Below are 279 nucleotides of genomic sequence, written 5' to 3'. Positions count from 1 at the left end.
GAGCTGCAGATCGCGTTCCCGGCACCGGTCGGCGTGAAACGGCTGCTGGCCGGCTTCGCTCCGATTACGAAGGTGGAATAAAGGCTAGAATTAGAGACGTAAGAGATAGGAAAGCAGGAAGCACTGTAACTGCAAGCATAAGCTCGCAATAACCTGCTTCGACTGTTCGAAGAATGATGCCCGTATTATATTAAAGGAGGATTCCCCCTGCATGGAGTTCAAGGAACAGATGGAGAAGCTCATCGCGGAGCTCAACCGATACAATTACCATTACTACAC

At 50.2% G+C, this 279-nt stretch carries 1 protein-coding gene; it reads left to right on the top strand.

The annotated features are described in order from the left end of the window. The first annotated feature begins 3 nt into the window (after window positions 1-3). Window positions 4-81 (top strand): hypothetical protein, encoded by a 78-nt coding sequence (locus tag ACSNOG_RS33220; protein ID WP_436756389.1) that lies wholly within the window; start codon window positions 4-6, stop codon window positions 79-81. The last annotated feature ends 198 nt before the right edge of the window (window positions 82-279 follow it).

The sequence above is a fragment of the Streptomyces sp. URMC 124 genome (assembly GCF_051386455.1).
Taxonomy (GTDB): domain Bacteria; phylum Actinomycetota; class Actinomycetes; order Streptomycetales; family Streptomycetaceae; genus Streptomyces.
Note: the sequence above shows the minus strand (reverse complement) of the source record. Positions and strands in the feature narration are given on the sequence as shown.